Raw genomic sequence first — 24,728 nt, 5'->3', positions numbered from 1 at the left:
CGAGATGCCCTTCTCCTGGCGCGACCTAACTCTGCATGGCGCACTCGGCGTGACCGCCATGGGCGCCCTGCTGCTGGCGGCGCCTGCTTTGGGGCAGGTGATCGCCCCTATCGAGCGCAACCTCCCGCCTGTGATCTCCGGCCAAGGGCGCCTCACGATCGGCCCTCAGGACCTGTCGGGAAGCCCGGACGACACGACGCTTGGCGTGCAGCTTTCAGGGCTGGCGCTGATCGGCGCCAAAGAGGCCGTGGTTGGGCATGGTGGCCGCGGCATCCGCATCGGCGCCATCGGCGATATCTCCCGTCCGGCCCTGGAACAGGCGCTCTCGCCTTTCATCGGCCGGCCCCTGTCGCGCAAGCTGATTTCGGACATCCAGGCCGCCATCGCCAAGGTCTATCGCGAGGCCGGCTATCCCTTCGTGTCGGTGACACTGCCGCCGCAAGAGGTCACATCGGGTGTGCTGACGCTGCGCGTGGTGGAATTCCGAACGGGCGCGGTCAAGGTGTCCGGCGCGGAAGCGGGCACGGATGCGGATCTCGCAGGCCGAGTCCGCGCGGCGCCGGGACAACGCATCTCGGTGGACGCGCTGGATGAGGACCTTGCCTGGCTCAACCGCTATCCCTATCGCTCGGTGAACGGCGTGTTCGCGCCCGGCGACGACCTTGGCCTCAGCACTCTGACCCTGGAGGTCACGCCGCAGAAGCCCTGGCAGGCATTCGCGGGCTGGTCCAACACCGGCACCCATTCCACTGGGTTCGACCGCTATTTCGCCGGTTTCGGCGCGGCATTGGTGGGCATGCCGCAGAGCTTCCTGTCGTATCAGGTCACCGGAAGCCCGAATTTCTGGAGCAATCCCAGCAGCGTCGGCACCGGCCCGGAGCAGCCGAGCTACTACAGCCAGGCGGGGCGGCTTGTGATCGCCACGGGCACGCGGCAGAGCATCGAGATCGTGCCCAATTACGTGGCCACGCGCCAGATTGTCCCCCTAACCGACTTCACCTACGACAACACCACGCTCGAAATCCCGATCTATTATCGCATTGCCATCTCCAATCTGCTGCCGAGCCTCTATGCCGGTGATCTTCTTCTGGGGGCTACCGGCAAGAGGGTGTCGCGCACCAGCTATTTCGGGACAGCGGACATCGGTGGGGCGCAGGCGGACCTGTTCGAACTGGTCGCCGGCTGGTCGGTGTCGCGCGCCGACCCCTATGGCACCACCAGCCTGGAGCTGAAGCTGGTGGGCAACCCCGGCGGGGTGATCGGCGGCAATGACGGCGCACAATGGAGCACCTATAGCGGCGGCCGGGTCACGGACATCACCTATGCCTACGGCCAGGTAGAGCTGGCACGGGCGACGCGGCTGTCCGGAGGCTTCAACTGGGTCAGCCAGTTCACGGGTCTTGCGGCGGGCCAGCCGCTGCCGGACACGGAGCAATTGAGCCTCGGTGGCTTCTATGCGACGCGCGCCTACACACTGGACGATGGAACGGTGGATACCGGCCTTGTCTGGCGCAACGAACTGCGTACCCCCACTTTCGAGCTGCTGCCCGCGCTCGGCGTCGGGGGCATGAGCGATCAGGTCTCGCCTTATGCGTTCTTCGATGCCGGCTGGGGCCGCACCTACGGCTATGACGGCCTACTCGGCCCCGTGGGACGTCAGGACTATTCGCTGGCGGGCCTCGGCGCCGGCGTCGATTATACCCTCGGCCGAAACTTCACCGTGAGCCTTGTGGCCGGCATTGCCCTCACTGACGCCATTTACACGCGAGCCGGAGATGCCAACGTGCAAGCGCGGGTCTATGTGAGCTACTGAGCGGAGCGATCGAGGCGCGCCACAGTTGGCCACCTCCGGCGGCGCGGTTCACGGCAGCACCGTGCGATGATCCGTGAGGCTCAACCGGCCGAAACAGGCATCCGTTCGAGATCAGCGAGCAAGGCCGGACCGGTCGGAGTCCATCCGAGCTGTTCCCGCGTCTGGGCGCTTGAGGCCGGGGCGTCATGCTTCACGAACGCTGCGAGCCAGCCGAAATAAGCCTCGACCTCGTCCGTAGCAATGGATTTGACCGGCAGATCGAGGCGCCGGCCGATGACGTCCACTATGTCCCGAAATGCCACGCCCTCTTCGGCAACCGCATGATATTTGGCGCCCGGCTTGGCCTTCTCGATCGCGAGCCGGTAGAGGCGGGCAACATCGAGCACATGGGCCGCCGGCCAGCGGTTGCCGCCATCCCCCACATAGGCGCACACGCCCTTTTCCCGGAACATGGCGATCGCATAGGAAACGAGCCCCTGCTTGTGGGTATCGTGAACCTGCGGAAGCCGCATCACCGACACGTTCACCCCCGACACAGCAAGGGCAGCGGCCGCTTCTTCCGAAGCCGCGCGCGGGATCACATCGGACCCGATGACCGCCCCGTCTTCCCGGGCCGGCTGGCCTGGCACGGTGTTCGCCATGCCGGTCCCGGAGGTGACGATCAAGGGCCGGTCGGAGCCTGCGACAGCTGATCCGAGCGCCTTGATGACGCGCCGATCGTCCTCACAATTTGCGACGAACTTCGAGAAATCGTGGTTGAAGGCCAGATGGATCACGCCATCCGATCGGGCGGCTCCGCGCGCCAGGCTGTCCAGATCCTCCAGCGATCCGCGATGCACTTCGGCGCCTGTGGCCGAAAGGACCGCCGCGGTCTCATCCGAACGCGCGAGGCCGAGCACCTGATGGCCGGCCGAAATCAGTTCTTTGACGACGGCGGAACCAATGAACCCCGTCGCGCCAGTCACAAAAACACGCATGCGCAGTCTCCTGATTGTGCGGGAGACTTATGTCTGCGCCTGAGATATCCTGGTAAAGTAGTGAGCTTATCAGGGTATATAAACTAACAGCATGGGGACCGGCGACACCAGCGACAATCCACTCGGATCCTATCTCAAGGACCGGCGGTCGAAGCTCGACCCCTTGGCTTTCGGCTTCTCTCCGGCGCGTCGGCGCACGCCCGGCCTGCGGCGCGAGGAAGTCGCGCAACGAGCGAATATCAGCGCCACCTGGTACACATGGCTGGAGCAGGGGCGCGGCGGCGCACCCTCCGCCGACGTGCTGGACCGGATCGCGCGCGCCTTGATGCTGACCGACGTGGAGCGCGAGCATCTCTTCCTGCTCGGTCTCGGGCACACGCCCGACGTGCGCTATCGCAAGAACGAGGGTGTCACGCCGCGCCTGCAACGTGTGTTGGATGCGCTGAACCCGAGCCCCGCCTTCATCCGCACCGCCACGTGGGACATTGTCGCCTGGAACACGGCCGCGACGGTGATCCTGACCGACTATGGAAAGCTGCCGCCCGAGCAGCGCAACGTCCTGCGCTTCATCTTTCTCGATCCGCGCGTCCGCGCGGCCCAATATGATTGGGAAAGCGTGGCAAGGTTCGTGGTCGGCGCCTTCCGGGCGGACGCCGCGCGGGCGGGAGCGGCCGCGGAAGTGAAGCCCCTGGTCGAGGAATTGTGCCGCCTCAGCCCCGAGTTCGCGGCCATGTGGGGTGATAACGACGTCCACGGCCATGGCGAGGGCATCAAGCACCTGCGACACCCAATTATCGGCCCGGTGTCGTTTGAATATTCCGCGTTTGCGGTGGATGGCCGTCCGGACCTCGGCATGGTGGTCTACAATCCGGCAACTCCTGCCGATGCCGAGAAAATCCGATCGGTGCTCGGTTCCGCGCCAAAGCGCGATTGAGCTGCGAATGCCGGAGCGCGTCCGGCAAAGGAGGGTATCCGCATCGCCGCTAGCTCTTGCGCTGCCATCTGCGTTTCGCGGACTAAACCTTTGACCTCGCCATGCGGGCCCGGAGTAATTGGACCCAAACCAAGCATCTGAAATTAAAGGTATTTTCTAGGAGAAATGGTGCCGCAAGAGGGATTCGAACCCCCGACCCCCTCATTACGAATGAGGTGCTCTACCAGCTGAGCTATTGCGGCCCTGAAGCGTTCAAGGCTTCCTGTCTCGGGCTTCGGAGAGCCATCAGCCCCCGCGCTGCGTTGCCTGTGACCACGCTTCCGCGCAGCCCCACGACCGAAACAGGCGCTCCTCATACGTGGAGCCGTCGCGAGATTCAAGGGTGCCATGCATCGGCGTCTCCCCCATCCCCTGCAAAAGCTTCCGTACGGCGACTCTTGCCTCGTGGTGCGGACGCGGCTAACCCTTGGACATGGCCGCCGATCCGAAGACACCCGCGCAGGATAAGTCCGCTCGCCTTGCCCAGGCCTTGCGGGCCAATCTTGCCCGCCGCAAGGCACAGGGCCGCGCCCGCAAGGAAGAGGCCGATCGGCCTGCGACGGGCAACGGGGCGACGACGGGCGTCACTCCGGAGATGCCATCTCCCGAGCGGGACGAAAAGGCCTGAATTTCCGCATCGGAAGGTGTGCTGGTGCCCGCGGGTGGTGGATTGAAGCCGGCCATCATTGTGCCCGAGGGCGAGCCTTGCTAGACAACGCGTTTACTCGACGGCCGTGACGAGGGGCAGGGCGGCCACCGGGCACCAGGAGCGTTCAGCGCATGGATAAAATTCGCATTGTCGGCGGGTCTTCCCTTGAAGGCACGATTCCCATCTCGGGCGCCAAGAATGCCGCGTTACCGCTGATGATCGCGAGTTTGCTGTCCGAAGAGAAGCTGATCCTTGAGAATGTGCCGCGCCTCGCCGACGTGGCGCTGCTTCAGCGCATTCTTGGCAATCACGGCGTCGATATCACCACCAACGGCAAGCGCAACGGAGACGATCCCCACGCCGGCCAGACGCTTGAGATCGACGCGCGCGTGATCGTCGATACCACCGCGCCTTATGACCTCGTGTCACGGATGCGCGCGAGCTTCTGGGTGGTCGGGCCGCTGCTGGCCCGCATGGGCGAGGCGCGGGTCTCGCTGCCCGGCGGCTGCGCCATCGGCACCCGACCGGTGGATTTTCATCTGGATGCCCTTCGGGCTCTGGGCGCGGAAATTGAGATCGACGCGGGCTATGTGCTCGCCCGTGCGCCGAAGGGGCTGCAGGGCGCGCGCATCGTGTTCCCGAAGGTTTCGGTGGGCGCCACCCACACCGCCATCATGGCGGCGGCCGTCGCCCATGGGGATACGGTGATCGAGAATGCCGCCTGCGAGCCGGAAGTGGTCGATCTCGCGGACTGCCTGGTGAAGATGGGCGCCCGCATTTCCGGCGCCGGCACGCCGCGGATCGAGATTCAGGGCGTGCCGCGCCTGCGGGGCGCGCGCCACGCCGTGCTGCCCGATCGTATCGAGACCGGCACCTATGCCATGGCGACCGCCATGGTCGGGGGCGATGTGATGCTTTCCGGTGCGCGGCCGGACCTGCTGGAGAGCGCCCTCGACACGCTGCGTGCGGCGGGCGCAGAGATCGACGCCACCAATGAGGGCATCCGCGTGCGCCGCAACGGCGCCGGTATCACCGCCGTTGATGTGACGACCGCCCCGTTCCCCGGTTTCCCCACCGATCTTCAGGCGCAGTTCATGGCGCTGATGACCCGCGCGAAGGGCCGCTCGCGCATCACCGAGACCATATTCGAGAACCGCTTCATGCACGTTCAGGAACTGGCGCGGCTCGGGGCCAAGATCCAGCTCGATGGTGATACAGCGACCGTCGAAGGCACGGAGCGCCTTACCGGTGCACCTGTGATGGCCACCGATCTGCGGGCCTCGGTCTCGCTCGTCATCGCCGGCCTTGCAGCCGAGGGCGAGACCATGGTGCAGCGGGTCTATCATCTCGATCGCGGCTTCGAGCGGCTGGAAGAGAAGCTGTCGCGTTGCGGCGCTCAGATCGAGCGCATCAGCGGCTGAGGAATTCGCGCGCGCAGCATTGCGCGCCGCGTGGGGGCGGCACGCAAATGCGCATTGTCCCTTGATGGATGGCGTGGGCGTCGCCATCTGCCATTCATCACAAGAAGCGATAAGAAGGCCGCACGCCGATGGAAAGTCTCAAGCTCCTCGCCATGGATGGCGAAGACCTCGCCATCATCTCGGCTCATCTTCAGGATGCGGTGATCAAGGTGGAGGATATCGGCTTCCTGCCGAGCAGCCGCCGGTTCGCCCTCCTGCTCAATCGATTCGACTGGGACCAGATGGAAACGGCGGACGAACTGGTGCGTCGGCGCGCCGGCCTGCATTTCGAGCGCGTCAGCGCCGTGCAGGCGCGTGGTTTCGATCCGCGCAAGAGCGGAACGGTGCTGAATCTGCTCGCGGTGACGTTCGAGCCCACAGACGAGCCCTCGGGCCACATCCTGCTGACATGCTCGGGTGGGGCCGAAATCCGCCTGTCGGTGGAATGCATCGAGGCGCGGCTGAGCGATCTCGGCCCGGCCTGGGGGTGCACCTGCGCCCCTAAGCACGATCCGCTGCCGGACCTGAAAGCCGGCTGAACGGTGCAGCGCGAGGACCGGGCGATGCGTCCCGTGATGCATCGCACCCGCCCTGAGCCAAAGCGGAGCGGAAAAGGCATTCAACTTTTCCGGCACATGCTCTAGGGAGACGGCATGCCGATCCGTCTTCATACCCAGCAGAGCGATTTTCCCGCTGCCTTCGCCGCGTTTCTCGCCAGCAAGCGGGAAACCGATTCCGATGTCGCCGCTGTCGTGGCGCAGATCATCGCCGACATCCGCGCGCGGGGCGATGATGCCCTGATCGAAATCTCCGCCCGGCTCGACCGGGTCGACCTTGCCGCGCTCGGCCTCCGCGTGACCGATGCGGAAATCGACGCCGCGCTGGCCTCAATACCGGCCGAGACGCGCGAGGCGCTGGAATTCGCCAAGGCTCGAATCTTCTCCCATCATGCGCGGCAGAAGCCGCAGGACGAGCGCTATACCGATTCGGTCGGCGTGGAACTCGGCCAGCGCTGGACCAGCGTGGACGCGGTGGGGCTTTACGTTCCCGGCGGAACCGCCGCCTATCCCTCCTCGGTGCTGATGAACGCCGTGCCGGCAAAGGTCGCGGGCGTTCCCCGCGTGGTCATGGTGGTGCCGGCGCCGGACGGGCAGATTGCCCCCCTGGTGCTGGCCGCCGCCCGTCTTGCCGGCGTCGACGAGGTGTATCGCGTGGGCGGCGCGCAGGCCGTGGCCGCGCTCGCCTACGGCACCCAGACCATCGCCCCGGTGGACAAGATCGTCGGGCCCGGCAATGCCTATGTGGCCGCCGCCAAGCGGCAGGTGTTCGGCAAGGTGGGCATCGACATGGTGGCCGGCCCGTCCGAGGTGCTGATCCTGGCGGATGGGGAGGCCAATCCGGACTGGATTGCCGCCGATCTGCTGGCGCAAGCCGAGCATGACACGGCCGCCCAGTCGATCCTCGTCACGGACAGTCCCGCGCTTGCCGAACAGGTGGAGCGCTCGGTGGAAAGCATGCTCGCCACCTTGCCGCGCGCCGAGATCGCCCGCGCCTCCTGGCGCGACCACGGTGCCATCATTCTGGTGGACGACCTCGCCGCCGCCGTCCCGCTGGTGGACCGCGTGGCGCCGGAGCACCTGGAGATCCACAGTGCCGATGCCGAGGCGCTGGCCGCCCGCATCCGGCACGCGGGTGCGATCTTTATCGGCGCCTATACGCCCGAAGCCATCGGTGATTATGTGGGCGGCACCAACCATGTCCTGCCGACCGCGCGTTCGGCCCGCTTTTCCTCCGGGCTCGGCGTGCTGGATTTCATGAAGCGCACCTCGCTGCTGAAATGCACGCCGGAAGCCCTGCGCGTGATCGGCGGAGCGGCGGTGCGTCTCGCCGAGGTGGAGCGCCTGCAGGCCCACGGGCGCTCGGTCCTCATCCGTTCCAACGCCGGCAGCCCGGACGCCTGACGCCATGACGCAAAGCTCCCGCACCGACCGCCTGTGTAACGTCACCCTCGACGACACCTCCATCGGTCGTGGCGGGCCGGATGTGGAGCACGAGCGCGCCACCGCCATCTATGATCTTTTGGAGGACAATCGCTTCGCGCTCGCGACCGATCCGGGGGAGGGGCCGTACACGCTGCATATCGGCCTCGTGGACAATCGCCTGGTACTCGATATCAAGCGCGAGAGTGGTGATCCGGTGGTGCAGCACCACTTGTCCCTCACCCCGTTCCGAAAGGTGGTGAAGGACTATTTTCTGGTGTGCGAGAGCTATTACGACGCCATCCGCACCGCGTCGCCGACCCAGATTGAGGCCATCGACATGGGCCGGCGCGGACTCCATAACGAAGGGTCGGAACTGTTGCTGGAGCGGCTGAAGGACAAGATCGAGGTGGATTTCGACACCGCCCGCCGCCTGTTTACCCTGATCTGCGCGCTCCATTGGAGAGGATGAGTTGGACGAGCCTCCCGCGGTACCTTCGCGCTCAGCGCGGCCGCAATCGGTTCTCTTTATCTGCGGGCAGAATGTGGTGCGCTCCGTCATGGCCTCCGCCTGGGCGAAGCATCTGTTCGGCAAGTCGCTTTATGTCGGCTCGGCCGGTGTGATCGCGGGCGAGGCCGATCCGTTCGTCACCGCGGTGATGGAAGAAGTGGGCCTCGACGTGCGCCGCCACCGCCCCAAGAGCGTGGAGGAGCTGGACGAACTCGAGGGGCTGGGCTTCGATCTCGCCATCTCGCTGTCGCCGGACGCCCACCATCGCGCGCTGGAAATCACCCGCACCAATGCGCTCGCCGTGGAATATTGGCCCACCGCCGACCCCACCCTTGAGACCGGCAATCGCGCGCAGCGGCTGGAGGCCTATCGCGCCGTGCGGGACGAACTGGAGCGGCACGTGCGCGCCCGGTTTCGCCAGGGCTGAGGAAGCATCCTCCCGATTGGCCTTTTTCATGGGAAAACGAATTTCACGGTAAAATGGACAAGGGGCACGGGAGCGTGACAAGCGCCGCTGAGCTCCCTCTCCCGCGTGCGGGGGAGGGTCGGGGAGGGGGAAGGCCGCCCGCGCCGCCAGCAGGCCAGCCGGAAGGATAAGGCCCGCCGCACATGCGCGCCGCGCGCCGCCACGCGGGGACTGCTGGGCGCAGGCACTCCTGTCGGGGCATAAGCCGCCGCCCGCCCTCCCCACGAGCTCGGTCAGTGCATCAGGTCGAGCCCCTTCAGCAGCGCCGCATTGAAGGCGGCGGGATCCTGCACCTGCGGCGCGTGGCCGAGATCGGCGAATTCCACCAGGGTCGCGCCGGGGATCGCTTTGGCCGCAGCCTTGCCGAGTTCGGGATAATGGCCAAGCTGCTTTTGCACTTCCGCCGGCGCCGCGGCCTTGCCGATCGCGGTGTTGTCCTTCTGGCCGATGAGCAGCAAGGTCGGCGCCTTGATGTTGTGCAACTCGTGCACCACCGGCTGGCTCAGCACCATGTCCGAAGTGAGCGCCTGATCATAGGCCACCTTGTCCTTGCCGACGCCAAGATACATGCCGGCCAGCATGTCCACCCATTTGTCGTATTCGGGTTTCCAGGTGCCGGCATAATAGGTGTTCTGTTGATATTTCTTCATGCCCTCGAAATTGTTTCGCTGCTCACCGACGAGCCATTGGTCCACGGTCAGCGAGGGCACGCCCTTTTCGCGCCAGTCCTCAAGCCCGATGGGATTGACGAGCACCAGCCCCGACACATCCTGCGGGAAGGTGAGGGCATAGCGGATCGCCAGCATGCCGCCCATGGAATGACCCATGATGATGGGCTTCTCCACATCCAGCTGCGCCAGCAGCGCATGGGTGTTGGCGGCGAGCTGGTGCAGCGAGAACTGATAATCCTGCGGCTTGGAGGATTTGCAGAAGCCGACCTGGTCCGGCACCACCACGCGATACCCAGCCTTAGTGAGCGGGGCGATCACACCTTCCCAGGTGGCGCCGCAGAAATTCTTGCCGTGCAGCAGCACGACGGTGCGTCCGTTCGCCTGCACCGGCTTCACGTCCATATAGGCCATGTGCAGCGGCAAGCGCTGCGAGGTAAAGTCGAATCGCCCCACGGGGTAGGGATAGTCGAAGCCCTCCAGCTCGGGGCCGTAGGCGATGCCGCTCTGGGCGGCGGCCGGTAGGGTGGAAAGGGCGAGCAGGAGACCGGTGGCTGCGAAACTCAGGCGCATCGCGCGTGTCCTCGTTCCAAATCCCCCCGGCGCGCCTTCTAGCAGCGGTTTATGAAGGGTCGGCGGCATCGGGATGAGGGCAACGCCATCCGCGCCCGCCAAAGCGGTGGCCGCCAGATGCGCGCAAACGGGCGTTCACACGCGCAACCCTTTGCGCTAGCGTCCGCGCGCCGCGTGTCCCGTGCCGCGCGACTTATCTTTCAGCAGGTTCGAGGTGACGCAGACGTGAACGACAGGGTGAAGCTCGTATTGGCCTCCGGCTCGCCCCGCAGGCTCGCTCTGCTCAATCAGGCCGGCATCGAGCCGGACCTGCTCATGCCCGCCGACGTGGACGAGACGCCGGATAAAGGTGAACTGCCGCGCCACCTCGCCCAGCGGCTCGCCCGGCAAAAGGGCGAATTGGTCGCGGCCCGCGCCAAGGAGGCCGGCATGTCCGCGATCGTGGTGTCCGCCGACACCGTGGTCGCGGTGGGGCGGCGTATTCTGCCCAAGCCGGAGCTACAGGGCGAAGCGGAAGAATGCCTGCGGCTGCTCTCGGGACGGGCGCACCGGGTGTTCACCGGGCTCTGCGTGGTCTCGCCGCGCGGGCGGTCGCGCACGCGCCTCGTGGAAACCCGCCTGCGCTTCCGCCGCCTCTCGCATGATGACATCACCGCCTATCTGGCCTGCGGGGAATGGCGCGGCAAGGCGGGCGGCTATGCCATCCAGGGCATTGCCGGCTCGTTCGTGGTGAAACTCATGGGCTCCTATAGCTCGGTGGTGGGCCTGCCGCTGGCCGAGACCATCGCCCTGCTGGCGGGCGAGGGCTATCCCGTGCGCGCCGGATGGGCGGAGCGCGCGGCGTGAACGATAACCAGCCCAAGGGCGCGCGCGCCACGGTGCCGTTCGCCGCCAAGCCATGCCCGATCTGCGCCAAGCCCTCGGTGGAGCGCTATCGCCCCTTCTGCTCGAAGCGCTGTGCCGACGTGGATCTCAACCGCTGGCTGAAGGGCGCCTATGCCATTCCGGTTGTCGAGGACGAGGATGAGGACGGCGAAGGCAGCGCGCCCGAGCGGGAAAGCTGAGGCGCGGCTGCCCATCGCCCGGCATTGATCCTCTGAGCCGACCGCCGCTTTTCTGGCGCCCAAGCCTTCGGGGCGAGGGCTGGGGAGGGCGCGATCCAACCGATCATCGGGCGCCGTGCCTTGACGGGGCGAGGCGACAAAGGCGAGGGTGCCACGCGCGTCACCACGGCCACGCTTGAAGGATTAAGCCCATGAGCGCCAGCACCCTTGCCGCCGCACCGGCCGTCCCTTCCTTCCGCACCGATGCCTTTATCGACGGCCGCTTCGTGCCGGCTGCGAGCGGCAAGCGCTTTGCCGCCATCAACCCCGCCACAGGGCAGGAACTGGCTGAGATCGCCGCGTGTGACGGCGTCGATGTGGATCGCGCCGTTGCCGTCGCCCGCAGGGCCTTCGAGGATCGCCGCTGGGCCGGTTTGAAGCCGGCCGAACGCAAGCACATCCTCGTGCGGTTCGCCGACCTCGTCCGCACCCATCGCGATGAACTGGCGCTGCTCGAGACGCTCAACATGGGCAAGCCCATCTCGGATGCGAAATTCATCGACGTGCGCGCCACCGCCGATTGCATCGCCTATTACGGCGAGGCGGCGGACAAGGTCTATGGCGAGGTCGCGCCCACCAATGACGAAAATCTCGCGCTGATCCTGCGCGAGCCGATCGGCGTGGTGGGCTGCGTCACCCCGTGGAACTTCCCCATGATCATGGCCGCATGGAAGTTCGCCCCCGCCCTCGCCATGGGCAATTCCGTGATCCTGAAGCCGGCGGAGGAATCCCCGCTCACCGCGTTGCGGCTGGCCGAGCTGGCGCAGGAGGCCGGCATTCCCGACGGCGTGTTCAATGTGGTGACCGGCCTCGGCGAGGAAGCGGGCGCAGCGTTGGGCCGGCACATGGATGTGGACGCCATCGCCTTCACCGGCTCCACCGAGGTGGGGCGCTATTTCATGCGCTATTCGGCGGAAACCAATCTGAAGCGCGTGGGTCTGGAGCTGGGTGGCAAAACCGGCTTCGTCGTCGCCCACGACGCGCCGGATCTGGATGCGGTGGCCGAGGCGGCTGCGGCCGGCATCTTCTTCAATCAGGGTGAAATGTGCACTGCCGGGTCGCGCCTTCTGGTGGACAATCGCGTCAAGGGCGAATTGGTGGAGCGCATCGCCGCCGCCGCCGCCCAATGGATGCCGGGTGACCCGTTGGATCCCCAGACGAAGGCTGGAGCGGTGGTGAGCCGCGCGCACCAGGGGCGCATTCTTTCCGCCATCGACCAGGGCCTCGCGGAAGGCGCCCGCCTCGTGGTGGGCGGTACGGCCGTGCGCGAGGAGACCGGCGGCGCCTTTGTGGCCCCCACCATTTTCGACAATGTCGCCCCCGGCTCGTCGCTGGAGCAGAAGGAAATCTTCGGCCCGGTGCTTTCGGTCATCGGCTTCGACGGGCTCGACGAGGCAGTGAAGATTGCCAACGGCACGGTCTACGGCCTCGGGGCCGCCATCTGGAGCGGTGATCTTGCCGCCGCCCACAAGGTGGCGCGACGCTTCAAGGCTGGCGTGGTCTATGTGAATTGCTTCGACGCCGATGACATGACGGTGCCGTTCGGCGGGGTCAAGCAATCCGGGTTCGGGCGGGACAAATCCCTCCATGCGCTGGAAAAATATTCCGACCTGAAGACGGTGTGGACGCGCCTGTAAAAGCCTCCCGGGCTCAGGGCCGTCGCAGCAGCAGCACCCGTTCTTGCGCCGCGCATCTGCCTTTCAGGCCACCGGGAACCTCGACGCTGTCCAGCTGGCGGATATCATAAGCGGTCCCGTAAAGGGCGCGGGTGTGCTCCGGGCTCACGGCGAACGGCGGCCCGGCGATCAGGGATTGGTCATAGTCGAAGCAGATCAGCAGCTGCGGCGCGGCCTTTGTGATGTCGACGAGATGGGCCGCGTAGCGTTCACGCAGGGCCTCGGGCAGGGCGACGAGGGCTGCCCGGTCGTAGACGGCATCCACCGGCCCGAGGCGCTCTCGGGTCAATTCGAAGATATCGCCGATGAAAATGTCGATGCCCCGGGCACTGCACCGCGTCAGCGTGCCGAGTTTCGACATTTGGGGCGAAAGGCCGAGGTCGGCGAACAATTGCTCGACCGCCAGCGCACTGAGCTCCGCGCCGACGATCTCGAAGCCCTGTGAGAGCAGCCAGGCGATATCGCGGGTCTTGCCGCAGAGCGGCACGAAGATGCGGGCGCCCCGGGAAAGGTCGAGCTGGGCGAGATGCTTCACCAGCAGCGCATTCGGCTTGCCCTCGTGAAAGGCGATCTGGTTGTTTTCCCACTTCGACCGCCAAAAATCCAAATCCATAGGGTCGTCTCCGGTCCGCGCACCTCGATGGCATTGCCGTGTCCTAGCATGTTCGGCCATGCCTTGGAGCGCCGGGACGCGCGCGTTTGCGCCGGCCGATGGGCCCCGCAAAGGCGCGCTTGTTAAAACCGGAGCGCGGCCGTAAGGAAAATCGGTCGTTCGGCTCTGAAGGAGCATCGCTATCGTGACGTCCGTGCCCCCCTCCAATTCGACCGCCCATTGGCGCCATCTGGACGCCGAGCACCACCTTCATCCCTTCTCCGACACGAAGGCGCTGAATGCGGAAGGGGTGCGGGTGATCACCCATGCGGAGGGGAACTTCATCTTCGATTCCGAGGGCAACAAGATCCTCGACGGCATGTCGGGCCTGTGGTGCTCCCAGGTCGGGCATGGCCGGCATGAGATCGTGGACGCGATCGCCGATCAGCTGCGCAAGCTCGACTATTACAACACCTTCTTCAAGACCACCCATCCCGCCGCCGCCGAGCTTGCGGCCGCCATCGCGGCGGTGGCGCCGCAGGGCATGAACCGCGTGTTCTTCACCTCCGGCGGGTCGGAGGCGGTGGATACGGTCATTCGCATGGTGCGCCACTATTGGGCCGCCATGGGCAAACCGGAAAAGCATATCTTCATCGCCCGGCATAACGCCTATCACGGCTCGACCGTCGGCGGGGCGAGCCTTGGAGGCATGAAGCCCATGCACGCCCAGGGCGGGCTGCCCATTCCCGGCATCATCCATGTGCAGCAGCCTTATTGGTGGGCCGAGGGCGGCGATATGGACCGCGAGGCGTTCGGCCTGTTCGCGGCCCGCGAGGTGGCCCGCGCCATCGACGAGGCCGGTCCGGAGAATGTGGCGGCGTTCATCGGCGAGCCGATCCAGGGGGCGGGCGGCGTCATCATTCCGCCCGCGAGCTATTGGCCGGAAGTGCAGAAGATCTGCCGCGAGCGCGATGTGCTGCTGGTGTGCGACGAGGTGATCTGTGGTTTTGGCCGCACCGGAGAATGGTTCGGCTGCCAATATATGGGCGTCGAGCCGGACCTGATTACGTTCGCCAAGGGCATCACCTCCGGCTATTTCCCCTTGGGTGGGGTAATCGTGGGCGATCGGGTCGCCGAGGGCTTCATCGCGCATGGCGGCGATTTCAACCACGGCTTCACTTATAGCGGCCATCCCGGCGGCTGCGCGGCGGCGCTGGCCAACCTCAAGATCATGCATGAGGAAAATCTCGTCGCCCGGGTGAAGACTGATATCGGCCCCTATCTGCAGGAACGCTGGCTGAAGCTTGCCGCGCATCCGCTGGTGGGGGAGGCGCGCATGGTCGGCCTGATCGGCGCCCTGGAACTGACCCCCGACAAGGCGAGCCGTGCGAAGTTCGCGGGCGAGCAAGGCACCGTTGGCCTCATCGCGCGCGATTTTTCCTTCGCCGAAGGGCTGGTGATGCGTGCCGTGCGGGATGGGCTGATCCTGGCCCCTCCCTTCACCCTGAGCTATGCCGAGGCGGACCAGATCGTGGCCACCGCCGAACGCGTGCTGGATCTGACACTCGCCGAACTGATGCGGCGGGATCTGCTTAAGGCCGCTTGATCAAGAAGAAACCCGGCTCGGTCCGCATCCAAGGCAAAGCCTCCGCTGTTGTGCCATTGTGGCGCGGGTCGAGCGCTGATGCGTCTAAATTTTGAAGCTTGGCAATTAAGTAAGCGGAAGGGGCGTCACTTAAGAATTCCTACGGAATATTTCACCTCTTCACGTTTTTCTCCCTTGGGGAACGAAGTCCGCTCAGCTTCGTTTGAACCATCGACCAACCCTCGAGAGGAGATCAATATGAAGTCCCCGATCTATATTGCCGCCCTGGCCCTGGCCCTTGCGTCTCCGACCGCCGTCTTCGCCCAGGCTTCCACCGCGACCGGCGCCGTTGGCGGCGCTGCGGTCGGCGCTGTTGTGGGCGGGCCGGTCGGCGCCGTCGTCGGCGGGGCGGTGGGCGCCACCATGGGTGCTGCGGCCGAGCCCCCGCAGGAGGTTCGCTCCTATGTCATTCAGGAGAACCGTCCCTCGGTGCGCTACCAGAATGAAGTCGTGGTTGGAGAGCCGCTGCCCCCCAGCGTCCAGGTCTATTCCGTCCCCAACCACGATGAATATGCCTATACGGTCGTCAACGATCGCCGGGTGATCGTGGATCGCGGCAGCCGCAAGGTGATCCAGGTCGTCACGCCCTGAGCCTTCTAAGGTCCAAGACCGGCGCGGATCTACGCGCCGGTCGGATCTCAGCATCGAAAATCCCGGCCGGGGTCCTCGGCCGGGATTTTTTTATCCACGCACCTTGAAATTGCATCCGATATGGATCGGGAGAGCGCTGTGAAGCGCCAAACTGGATGGAATTGGCCGCGCCGATCCTTGGTCTTTATGTGAAGATGGACCCATCGCCATCACGTGGAGACTGGGTCGGGCGCGGACGGGATATGGCCTCGCCCAGCTGCCCTGAATGAGACCGATGAAGACATTCTGGGTCCAGGTGGTTCTGCTGCTCTGTGCGCTGTTGGGTCTGGACGATGCCGGTGCGGCGCAGACCTTGTCGCTGACCTGGCGCACCAGCGGAGGCGTCCTCGTTGCCGAGCGGGAAGTCGCCCTGGCGGAGCTTGATGCCTTTCCGAGGTTCCACATCGAGACCGCCACGCCTTGGACACTGGGCCGCCAGGCCTTCGACGGCCCGAGCTTGGTGGATTTGGCCCGGCTTGTGCCGGGCGATGTGCGCGAGGCCCGGGTGGAGGCGCTCAACGATTATTCCGCCGCCATACCGGCGCAGGACATGACATATGCCGGCCCGATCCTGGCCACCCGCCGCAATCAGCAGGTGATGCCCGTGCGCGACAAGGGCCCGTTCTGGATCATTTATCCCATCGACGCGGAGCCACGGTTCAATTCCGCAACCTTCCGCGAACGCATGGTCTGGCAGGTCAAGTCCATTGAATTTATCGTTCCATAAACTGACAACGCGCGGCATGCACGTCGTCTCGGCCGTCATGGTCCTGACGACCGTGATGTTTTTTGCCGCGACGGTGATGGTTTATAATTCAACCGACAGCCAGCGCTCGATGCTGGCCAAGAAGATCCATAATTCGGGCTGGATCGTCTATCAGGCGCAGCTCGAATTCCTTAAGGCAACGTCGCGCCTGCGTCTGGCTGCGGTCGCGCCCGGCGCAGGCGAGTTCGATGCGCTGAAGCTGCGCCTGGAATTGCTGCGCTCGCGGCTGCCCGTGCTCTACGAATCCGATGAAGCCGATCTGCTGCCGGGGCTGGCAAGCTACAAGCGGGAATTGCAGGTTTTCGAGCAACGGCTCGACGGCATGATTGATGCGCTGACGCACCCCAATCTGTTCGATGTCAGTGGCACAGAAGTCTTCCATGCATGGGATATCGAACTGGAGCCGCTCGGGCGGCTGTTGCAGCGCGTCCTGCTGTCTTCGGTCTCCTATAACGAGGCGACGGCACAGATCGAGGCCCAGCTCGATGCCAATCCGGCCCGCCTTCCTCTGCTGCTTCTCTTCGCGTCCGGCAGCATCCTTGTGCTCATCCTGCTGGCGACGGAGCGACGCGTGCAGATGCGCCTTGTCGAGGTGATGGCGGGGCAAGCCGCGTTGCAATCCATGGAAGCAAGCCTGCTGGCGGTGATCCAGGCGACGCCGGCCTGCGTGATCGTGTTCGATCCCAAAAGCGAGCAGGTGCGGTTCGTCAATCCGGCCGCGCTGGCGGTCGTGGACGCGCCGCTCACCGATCCGGATTGGAAGCGCCTGACGCGCGCGGCGCGCGATATCGCGGTCGATACCAACGGCAATCCCTGGGGCGGGCTCACCATGACGTTTTCACGCCGGCAGGGCGATGTCGTCTCGTTGCGCGGCAGCCTGTGCGAAGTGCTTTGGCACGGCATTCCCCAAGCGTTGCTGGTCGTGGCCGATACCAGCCGCATCCGCCACGCCGAGCTTCAGGTCATGCAGGCGGCCAAGCTTGCGAGCCTGGGCGAGATGGCCACGGCCATCGCCCACGAACTGAACCAGCCGCTGGCCGTGATCAAGATGGCGACCGCCAACGCCGCGCGCCTGGTGCAATCGGGCGCGAGCCAGGAGCTGGTACAGGCGAAGCTCGAGCGCATCCAGGGGCAGGTGGATCGCGCCAAGCGCATCACCGACCAGGTGCGCCGCTACGCCCGCATGCCCACTGACCATTCCACCAGTTTCTCCATCCGCGCCGCGCTGGAACTGGCCGCGGGATTCGTGGCCGAGCAATATCGCGCCGCCGGCATTCATCTGCTGCTCCGGTTCAATGTGTCGCCCGATGTCATGGTGATGGGCGAACAGACCATGTTCGAACAGCTGATCGTCAATCTCCTGGTGAACGCGCGCGATGCCTGCGAGAGCCGACCATCGGCATTGCCGGGGCAACCGCCACGGGTGATCGTTCATTGCCGGGCCGAGGGCGAGCGCGTCATCATCGAGGTGGACGATAATGCCGGCGGGATCGCGCCGGATATCCTGCCGCACCTGTTCGAAGCTTTCACAACCACCAAGCCGGCGGACAAGGGGACCGGGCTCGGCCTTTCCCTCTCGCGCACCGTGGTGCGCGACATGGGCGGCACCATCAGCGCGGCAAATCTTGGGGAAGGTGCGCGCTTCACGGTCGATTTGCCAAGGCTCGCGGTGCCCGCGCCGGAAATGGCGGTATGAGCATGCCCCGCACCCTGCTGATCTGCGACGACGAGCCCGAGCTCGCGGAGGAGATCAGCGAATTCTTCGCCGCGACCGGATGGTCGGTGCGGACCTGCCATTCCGCGCCGGACGCGCTCACGGTGCTTCTCGAAGGCTACCATCCGCTCTGCCTGATCACCGACCTTCGGGTCGGCGAGCACGATGGCGCCGAACTGGTGACGGCCGCCCGCCTGCTGCCGAAGCATCTCCAGCCACAGGTTGTGGTGATCATCACCGGACATATCGTCAACGAAGCAGAGGCCGCTGATTTCGACGCCGACCTCCTCTATGTGAAGCCTCTCGATCCCGTCATGATGGTCGAACAGATTGAAGCCGTCCTCGCGCAAGCTGCAGGCGCTACCAGCTTGTAGAAGCGAGGTAGAGATGACAGCGCGGGCGCGATCCGTTTTCATTCTGGATGATGAAGAACCCTTGTGCGAGGACCTGTGCGAGCTGATTTCCGCCGCCGGCCACCGCGCGCGCTGGGCGACGGATCCCCGTGCGCTCGACATGTTCGAACTTGCCGCCTTCGACGTCGTGCTGCTCGATCTCGGCCTGCCGGCCATGGACGGCATCGACATCATGAACCGACTGGCCGCCTTCGCGAAGGCGCCTCGCCTCATCCTCATCAGCGGGGTAGGCGAGGATGTGCTTCGGGTGGTGGCGCAGGTGGCGGGCGAGCAAAGGCTCACCGTGCTCGGTGCGCTGACGAAGCCCCTCGATCCCGAGCAATTGCTGCGCCTTTTGGATTATCCCGATTGCGGAGCCGCACAGCCCGCCGCACCGCGCCAAGCGCAGTGCGCAATTCTCCCCGCCCTCAAGGCTAGCCTTGCCGATCGCACTTTGCCCGTGAGCTTCCAGCCGAAGGTGGGGACACAGACGCTCGTCTTCGCCGGTGCGGAAGCGCTGCTGACGGGCGTGCTGCCTGATGTCGGCCCGGTCAGCCCCTTGGATATCGTCGCGGCGGCCGCGTCGGATCCCTCGGTATTGGTGGATCTGACGCAATATGTGCTCGGCGTCGCCGCACGTGGCTGCGCGCAGTGGATCAAAGCGGGCTGGCAGGGACCGGTCAGCGTCAATCTTCCCCTGGACGTGGTGCTCCAGTCGGATTGCCTGCGCACTCTGATCGAGACCGTGGACGCTGCCCAGATTTCGCGGGGCGACGTGATCTTCGAACTGACCGAGGATTCGCTATACGATTCCTGCGCCGAGTCCCTGTCCATGCTGGCGCGACTGCGCATGGCGGGGTTCGGCCTTGCGCTCGATGACGTGGGCCGGCGGCAGAGCGGTTTGCTTCAGCTCTCCGCGCTGCCTGTCACGGAAATCAAAATCGACCTCCAGATCGTGCGCGACGCGCGGACCTGGACCAAGGCGCGCAATATCTTCGCCTCGATCGCAGAATTAGGCCGAAAGCTGGGTATAAAGGTGGTTGCGGAAGGGGTTGAATTTCCCGAGGATCTTAACCTCGCGCGCACATTCCCGATCGATTATGTTCAGGGTTACTTGATTTCGCCGAAGCGCCCCCTGCCGGAATTGTTGCACATGCTAAGTGCACACACAGCGCGGGAGGCGGCAAGCGGCGACCGGAAGACTGGGGCCTAGATTATGGAACAAGACATCGAAGCGGCACCCCGGGTTCTCCTCGTCGATGACGATCCAGACGTGCTCGCGGAGCTGAGCGAGGGCCTGCTGGCGCTCGACATGCCGACGCGGACCGCCGAGACCGCCGTGGAAGCCCTCGATCTGGTGGCCCGCCATACCGAGCTTCAAGTCATCGTCACCGATCTGCACATGCCGCGCATCGACGGTATTGAGCTGCTCCAGAAGCTGGCGGTGCGCCGCCGTGTCAAACCGCTCGCGGCGATCGTCATCACGGGCCATGCCTCGCTGGATCGCGCCGTTGGCGCGCTGCGCCTGCATGCGGTGGATTTCCTCCAGAAGCCGCTGTCTGCCGAAGAGGTGAAGCATGCCGTGGAACGCGCGCTTTCCCTGGTCGAGGACGAATCCAGCGTCTCGCCCCAGGCACCCGTCGTCATGCCCACGGCGCGGCCGAATTATCTCAAGGCGCTGGTCGCCGCGCGCGCGGATCGGGACGCGATCTTCCAAGCTGGTCTGTTCTCCGATCCGGCCTGGGACATGTTGCTCGATCTCGCGGTGGCGGAGGCCACGGGGCGGCCGATTTCCGTGACCAGCCTGTGCATCGCTTCCGGCGTGCCCACCACCACCGCCTTACGACGCATCGAGGATTTGAAGGAGGCGGGCCTGCTGGACCGGCTGCCCGATCCCGGCGATCGCCGACGCGTACTGGTGGAGCTTACCGACATGGGCCGCGAGCGCATGGAGGCCTTCGTCCAGCGACAGGCGGGACGCCTGGGCCTGAAGATCGGCTGAAGCCGAAACCGCTCTAAGTATTGCCGCAGCCCGCGCCCTCGCGCGGGCTTTTGCGTTTCTGGCCGCGGGCATCATCTGCCCCCGGCTTCCGCCGACGCCTGCATGTGCGCCCGCGCCGCGATCGCCTCCCGCTGCGCATTTGATGCCGGACGCCGGATGCAAGCTTCGCGCAAGCTTGCTGGTCTAGTGTCTGATCCATGGAAGGTTGACTGCTTGAACGAGCAGAGCGCCAATCAAAATGAGATTGGCCCCAAAGGCATGATGCCGCCCTTCCATGCCGGTTGAAGTCCGGCATGTCCCCCCGAAATCACCAAATCCATCAAACCCAATCGAGGGACATTTCGCCATGACCAGCATGATCACCAACACCTCCGCAATGGTCGCTCTCCAGACCCTGCGGAGCATCAATACCTCGCTCGATACGACCAACAACCACGTCTCCACCGGCAAGCGCATCAATTCTGCTTCCGACGGCGCGGCCTACTGGTCCATCGCCACCACGCTGACCTCCGACAACGGCGCGCTCGGTGCGGTGAAGAACGCCATGAGCCTCGACAAGAATTCGGTCGATGCGGCGAGCGGCGGCGTCAATGCCATCATCTCCACCCTGGGGAACATCAAGAACGACCTGACCGCGGCTCTGTCGCCGAACGTCGATCGCACCAAGCTGCAGACGGAAATCGCCTCTTTCATCAGCCAGATCAAGACGACCTCCGACAACTCGGTGATGAACGGCAGCAACTGGCTCTCCGTCGACACCAGCGCGTCCGGCTTCAACGGCACCAAGAACCTGCTCTCGTCCTTCTCGCGCACCGGCAGCACCGTGACGGTGGGCTCCACCGCGATCGACACCGGCGCGTTCGCCATCTACGACGCGGCGACTGCCGGCACCTCCAGCGGCACCGCCTCCACCACCGACGTGGCCGTGACGGCCGTTGCCACCGCGGCAAGCGTGTCGGGCGGCGCGACGGTCAGCGTCGATACCGCGGCCGGCAGCCTCAAGGGCTTCATGGACACGAAGTATGTGATCGGCGGCACGGCCACGTCCGGCACCGAGGCGATCAAGGACTTCGACGTCTCCGCCCTCGGCAACACCGATGCGGACCTCGCCAAGATCCAGGCCTATGTGAAGATCGTCGACGCGACGATGCAGCAGCTCCAGAATGGCGCCACCACGCTCGGCACCACCTCGACCCGGCTGACCTCGCAGCAGACCTTTGCTCAGAGCCTGATCGACCTCAACACCTCCTCCATCGGCTCGCTGGTCGATGCCAACATGGAAGAGGAATCCACCAAGCTGAAGGCGCTTCAGACCCAGCAGCAGCTGGCGGTGCAGTCCCTCAGCATCGCGAACAACTCCACGCAGAACGTGATGACGCTGTTCCGTTGATCGCATAAGAGCCGCCGCGCCGCTCACCGGCGCGGCGGTTTTCTGCGCGATTGGTTTTTTTGCGCGGTGTGCCGCGCATTTCAAAGCTCCTCCGTCGTCCTCGCCCGGACGGCCGACTTGGCCACGTTCCAGTCTCTGGAGCGTGGCCTTTGTGTTTGCAACGTCCAGGCAAGATTAAGTCCCGAGATTGCACCCCAGGCACATGCAGCGCCAAAGCCATCCGGCTGACGCGCGTGCCCGATCGACCTCCGCCGAAGGCTCCGTTTCACGTCCCGCCGGGACGCGGTCGCGGGGCTCCCAAGGATGCAATCGAGATGAGATCCCGCCGATGATCGGCCGCGAACAATTGACAGCCCTGTGGACCAACCTGATGGCGCTTGGCGCCCGGCGCCTGATCGCGCTCGGCGTGATCGGCCTCACCGTGGTGGCGGTGGTGGGCCTGGGGGCCTATTTCCTCAGCCAGCCGGAGCGCGAGACGCTCTATGCCAACCTCAACCGCGAGGATGTGAGCCGGATCGGCGGCGCCCTCAAGGATGCGGGCATTTCCTTCGATGTCAGCGCCGACGGCGCGGCGGTGCTGGTGGGGCATTCCGACACCGCCCGCGCGCGCATGCTGCTTGCCGTGAAGGGCCTGCCCCAGAGCAGCAATTCCGGCTACGAGCTGTTCAACGACGTGCGCTCGTTCGGCCTCACCTCGTTCATGCAGGAAGTGACGCGCGTGCGCGCCCTGGAAGGGGAGCTGGCGCGCACCATCCAGACCATGAAGGGCATCAAGGCGGCACGGGTGCACATCGTGCTGCCAGACCGGGGCTCGTTCCGTCGCGATCAGCAGACCGCGTCCGCCTCCGTGGTGATTCGCACCGAGAATTCAGACGACGCCTCGACCGCTCAGGCGATTCGCCGGCTCGTCGCCTCGGCGATCCCCGGCATGAAGGTCGATACCGTTTCGGTGCTCAACACCGACGGCGTGGTGCTGGGCGCGAGCGACGGCGAAGGCGCGGCCTCGGGCCGCAAATCGCTCTTGCAGCAGCAGGTCAATCGCGAGACCGAAGAGAAGATCCGCCGGACGCTGACGCCTTACCTCGGCCTCGGCAATTTCGAGATCTCTGTCTCCTCGCGCCTCAATACCGACCAGACCACCACCCATGAAACCATCTACGATCCAGCCTCCAAATCCGAGCGGTCGATCCGCACGGTGAAGGAGAGCGGGCAATCGCAGAATCGCACGAAGCAGCCGAATACCTCGGTGCAGCAGAATGTCCCGGCTGCTCAGACCAACAACGATGCCAGCGCCGATTCGAACGAGAACAACACGCATAAAGAGGAGATCACGAATTTCGAGATTTCTTCCCGCACGGTTCAGACCGTTCACGAGGGCTACTCGCTTCAGAATCTCTCCGTCGCGGTGCTCCTGAACAAGGATCGCCTCATGGCCTCCGCACCCCAGGGCGCCGACGCTGTGCCGCTGGAGCAGCAGCTTTATGAGATCGAGCAATTGGTCGCTTCGGCGGCGGGCTTCGACAAGGAGCGCGGCGACAAGATGAAGGTCTCGGCCGTCTCCTTCGCCGATGGCGGCCACGCGCTCGAGCCCATCCCGCCGCTGCCCTGGACCGAACTGCTGTTGCGCCAGGCTGGCACGCTGATCAATGCCGTTACGATCCTGATCGTCGCGGGCCTGCTGATCTGGTTCGGGCTGCGCCCGGCCGTTCGCGCCATCCTGGCTCGTCCCGAGATCGAGGCGGATGGCGAGGATGCGGCGGCCATCGAGGCGGCCATGCTCGCACCTCCCACCGTGCCCGCAGTCACCGGGCCGCCCGGCCTGCCCGCCGAGGTGAAAGCGGAGGGCGAACCGGAGGCGCTCGGCGCCACCACCGTCAATCTGATCGAGGATCTCACCAGCCGCATGAACCGCTCACCGCAGAAGCGGCTGGAGCAGATCGTCGAATTCGATGAGGCCCAGGCGGCCGCGATCCTGCGGCAATGGCTGCACCAGGAGGTGAAGGTCTGACCATGCACGCTTTGTCGCGCCACCTTCCCCATTTCGGCCCGGTGCGGGCCAATTCCGGCACGCCCCAGGCGCGCGCCGCGAGCGTGATCGAGACCATGACCCGTCCGCCTGCGCCGGGTGTCGGCCCAGCGGCGGCCCGTGCCGCGGCCGCGCCGCCGGCCGCCTCGAAGCCTTCTGCTGCCGCCCCGGCACGCGAGGCCCCGCATCCCGAACCCGTGCCCCGCATCACCGCGGAAGAGCTGGAGCGGGCGGTTGCGCTTGCCCGTCGCGAAGCCAGCGCCGCGCTCGCCGCGGCGAACGAAGCGGCGGCCCAAGCCCGGATCCAGGATCAGGCCGAATTCGACGCCCGCCTTGCCGAAGCGCGTGCGGCTTGGGCCCGTGAGGAGGGCGAGGTGCTGGCCCAGCACCTCCAAAAGGCCGTCGGCGAGCTGGAGCACCGCATCAGCGACACGGTGGCCCATGTGCTGACGCCGTTCCTGGACACCGAAATCCGCGCCAAGGCGGTGACCGACCTGTGCGCCTTGATGCGCACCCGCCTTGCCGGCGCGTCGGGCGCGGCCGTGCGGATCAGCGCCCCCGCCGATTTGCTGGAGGCCATGCGCGTCGGCCTCGGCGAGAGGCCGGGCCTCGCCTTTGTGGAGGAGGCGGGTCCCGAAATTCGCGTCGTCGCCGACGACACGCTCATGGAAACACAGCTTGCCGCCTGGTCCGAGCGCCTGCGCCCGATTCCGGCTTGAGGAA

General features: G+C 65.5%; 24 protein-coding genes and 1 tRNA gene. 21 read left to right on the top strand and 4 right to left on the bottom strand.

The window, feature by feature from the left end; genetic code table 11:
* The first annotated feature begins 4 nt into the window (after window positions 1-4).
* Window positions 5-1,813: a ShlB/FhaC/HecB family hemolysin secretion/activation protein gene (locus tag V5F78_RS11765; protein WP_394067891.1), complete on the top strand. Its 1,809-nt coding sequence runs from the start codon at window positions 5-7 to the stop codon at window positions 1,811-1,813.
* A gap of 80 nt (window positions 1,814-1,893) precedes the next feature.
* On the opposite strand, the gene V5F78_RS11760 is transcribed toward V5F78_RS11765, so the two are convergent.
* Complete coding sequence (locus V5F78_RS11760) at window positions 1,894-2,790, bottom strand: SDR family oxidoreductase (protein WP_394067892.1); 897 nt, start codon at window positions 2,788-2,790, stop codon at window positions 1,894-1,896.
* Window positions 2,791-2,881: 91 nt separating this feature from the next.
* Between V5F78_RS11760 and V5F78_RS11755 the strand changes: the two genes are divergently transcribed.
* Entirely contained in the window at window positions 2,882-3,724 is an 843-nt protein-coding gene (locus V5F78_RS11755) for a helix-turn-helix transcriptional regulator (RefSeq protein WP_394067893.1), read from the top strand.
* 166 nt (window positions 3,725-3,890) lie between these two features.
* On the opposite strand, the gene V5F78_RS11750 is transcribed toward V5F78_RS11755, so the two are convergent.
* A tRNA-Thr gene (locus V5F78_RS11750) sits at window positions 3,891-3,966 on the bottom strand.
* Between the two features lie 230 nt (window positions 3,967-4,196).
* On the opposite strand from V5F78_RS11750, the gene V5F78_RS11745 reads away from it, so the two are divergent.
* The 6 genes from V5F78_RS11745 (at window position 4,197) to V5F78_RS11720 (ending at window position 8,789) form a co-directional block, all read left to right on the top strand.
* On the top strand, window positions 4,197-4,391 hold the full coding sequence (locus V5F78_RS11745; RefSeq protein ID WP_394067895.1) for a hypothetical protein: 195 nt from the start codon (window positions 4,197-4,199) through the stop codon (window positions 4,389-4,391).
* 152 nt (window positions 4,392-4,543) lie between these two features.
* The gene (gene murA, locus V5F78_RS11740; RefSeq protein ID WP_394013787.1) at window positions 4,544-5,833 is read left to right on the top strand and encodes a UDP-N-acetylglucosamine 1-carboxyvinyltransferase; all 1,290 of its coding nucleotides are present in this window, start codon (window positions 4,544-4,546) and stop codon (window positions 5,831-5,833) included.
* Window positions 5,834-5,961: 128 nt separating this feature from the next.
* Window positions 5,962-6,411 carry a DUF2948 family protein gene (locus tag V5F78_RS11735; RefSeq protein WP_394067896.1) on the top strand — a complete coding sequence of 150 codons (450 nt, stop codon included), beginning with the start codon at window positions 5,962-5,964 and terminating at the stop codon, window positions 6,409-6,411.
* Window positions 6,412-6,525: 114 nt separating this feature from the next.
* Window positions 6,526-7,833 (top strand): histidinol dehydrogenase, encoded by a 1,308-nt coding sequence (gene hisD, locus V5F78_RS11730; RefSeq protein WP_394067898.1) that lies wholly within the window; start codon window positions 6,526-6,528, stop codon window positions 7,831-7,833.
* A 4-nt stretch (window positions 7,834-7,837) separates the two neighbouring features.
* Window positions 7,838-8,323: a UPF0262 family protein gene (locus tag V5F78_RS11725; RefSeq protein WP_394067900.1), complete on the top strand. Its 486-nt coding sequence runs from the start codon at window positions 7,838-7,840 to the stop codon at window positions 8,321-8,323.
* Between the two features lies 1 nt (window position 8,324).
* Entirely contained in the window at window positions 8,325-8,789 is a 465-nt protein-coding gene (locus V5F78_RS11720) for an arsenate-mycothiol transferase ArsC (RefSeq protein WP_394067902.1), read from the top strand.
* Between the two features lie 272 nt (window positions 8,790-9,061).
* On the opposite strand, the gene V5F78_RS11715 is transcribed toward V5F78_RS11720, so the two are convergent.
* Window positions 9,062-10,069 carry an alpha/beta fold hydrolase gene (locus tag V5F78_RS11715; RefSeq protein ID WP_394067904.1) on the bottom strand — a complete coding sequence of 336 codons (1,008 nt, stop codon included), beginning with the start codon at window positions 10,067-10,069 and terminating at the stop codon, window positions 9,062-9,064.
* Between the two features lie 225 nt (window positions 10,070-10,294).
* Between V5F78_RS11715 and V5F78_RS11710 the strand changes: the two genes are divergently transcribed.
* From V5F78_RS11710 to V5F78_RS11700, 3 genes are all read left to right on the top strand, one after another.
* A complete protein-coding gene (locus V5F78_RS11710) occupies window positions 10,295-10,915 on the top strand; it encodes a Maf-like protein (RefSeq protein WP_394067906.1) in 621 nt (206 codons plus the stop codon).
* Window positions 10,912-11,133, top strand: a complete 222-nt coding sequence (gene yacG / locus V5F78_RS11705; protein ID WP_394067908.1) for a DNA gyrase inhibitor YacG — start codon at window positions 10,912-10,914, stop codon at window positions 11,131-11,133. The genes V5F78_RS11710 and yacG overlap by 4 nt, the downstream gene beginning before the upstream one ends.
* 191 nt (window positions 11,134-11,324) lie before the next feature.
* Window positions 11,325-12,809: an aldehyde dehydrogenase gene (locus V5F78_RS11700; RefSeq protein ID WP_394067910.1), complete on the top strand. Its 1,485-nt coding sequence runs from the start codon at window positions 11,325-11,327 to the stop codon at window positions 12,807-12,809.
* Window positions 12,810-12,822: 13 nt separating this feature from the next.
* Here the strand turns inward: V5F78_RS11700 and tmpT are convergent, their stop codons facing one another.
* Window positions 12,823-13,461, bottom strand: a complete 639-nt coding sequence (tmpT, locus tag V5F78_RS11695) for a thiopurine S-methyltransferase (RefSeq protein WP_394067912.1) — start codon at window positions 13,459-13,461, stop codon at window positions 12,823-12,825.
* A 184-nt stretch (window positions 13,462-13,645) separates the two neighbouring features.
* On the opposite strand from tmpT, the gene V5F78_RS11690 reads away from it, so the two are divergent.
* From V5F78_RS11690 to V5F78_RS11645, 10 genes are all read left to right on the top strand, one after another.
* Entirely contained in the window at window positions 13,646-15,046 is a 1,401-nt protein-coding gene (locus V5F78_RS11690; RefSeq protein ID WP_394067913.1) for an aspartate aminotransferase family protein, read from the top strand.
* Window positions 15,047-15,277: 231 nt separating this feature from the next.
* The gene (locus V5F78_RS11685) at window positions 15,278-15,676 is read left to right on the top strand and encodes a DUF1236 domain-containing protein (protein WP_394068499.1); all 399 of its coding nucleotides are present in this window, start codon (window positions 15,278-15,280) and stop codon (window positions 15,674-15,676) included.
* Window positions 15,677-15,950: 274 nt separating this feature from the next.
* Complete coding sequence (locus V5F78_RS11680) at window positions 15,951-16,442, top strand: putative pterin-binding protein (protein WP_394067915.1); 492 nt, start codon at window positions 15,951-15,953, stop codon at window positions 16,440-16,442.
* Window positions 16,443-16,458: 16 nt separating this feature from the next.
* The gene (locus V5F78_RS11675) at window positions 16,459-18,177 is read left to right on the top strand and encodes a sensor histidine kinase (protein WP_394067917.1); all 1,719 of its coding nucleotides are present in this window, start codon (window positions 16,459-16,461) and stop codon (window positions 18,175-18,177) included.
* On the top strand, window positions 18,174-18,569 hold the full coding sequence (locus V5F78_RS11670) for a response regulator (RefSeq protein WP_394067919.1): 396 nt from the start codon (window positions 18,174-18,176) through the stop codon (window positions 18,567-18,569). The genes V5F78_RS11675 and V5F78_RS11670 overlap by 4 nt, the downstream gene beginning before the upstream one ends.
* Complete coding sequence (locus tag V5F78_RS11665) at window positions 18,526-19,800, top strand: EAL domain-containing protein (RefSeq protein ID WP_509276222.1); 1,275 nt, start codon at window positions 18,526-18,528, stop codon at window positions 19,798-19,800. Before V5F78_RS11670 ends, V5F78_RS11665 begins: the two co-directional genes overlap by 44 nt.
* 3 nt (window positions 19,801-19,803) lie before the next feature.
* Window positions 19,804-20,589: a response regulator gene (locus V5F78_RS11660; protein ID WP_394067922.1), complete on the top strand. Its 786-nt coding sequence runs from the start codon at window positions 19,804-19,806 to the stop codon at window positions 20,587-20,589.
* Between the two features lie 346 nt (window positions 20,590-20,935).
* Window positions 20,936-21,979: a flagellin N-terminal helical domain-containing protein gene (locus V5F78_RS11655; RefSeq protein ID WP_394067923.1), complete on the top strand. Its 1,044-nt coding sequence runs from the start codon at window positions 20,936-20,938 to the stop codon at window positions 21,977-21,979.
* 328 nt (window positions 21,980-22,307) lie between these two features.
* Window positions 22,308-23,987 (top strand): flagellar basal-body MS-ring/collar protein FliF, encoded by a 1,680-nt coding sequence (fliF, locus tag V5F78_RS11650; RefSeq protein WP_394067925.1) that lies wholly within the window; start codon window positions 22,308-22,310, stop codon window positions 23,985-23,987.
* Between the two features lie 2 nt (window positions 23,988-23,989).
* The gene (locus V5F78_RS11645) at window positions 23,990-24,724 is read left to right on the top strand and encodes a hypothetical protein (protein ID WP_394067926.1); all 735 of its coding nucleotides are present in this window, start codon (window positions 23,990-23,992) and stop codon (window positions 24,722-24,724) included.
* Window positions 24,725-24,728 lie beyond the last annotated feature (4 nt).

This window comes from Roseixanthobacter glucoisosaccharinicivorans (assembly GCF_043195095.2).
In the GTDB taxonomy this organism is placed as follows: Bacteria; Pseudomonadota; Alphaproteobacteria; order Rhizobiales; family Xanthobacteraceae; genus NCEH01.
The sequence above is the reverse complement of the archived record's forward strand: the minus strand, read 5'-3'. Positions and strand labels throughout refer to the sequence as shown.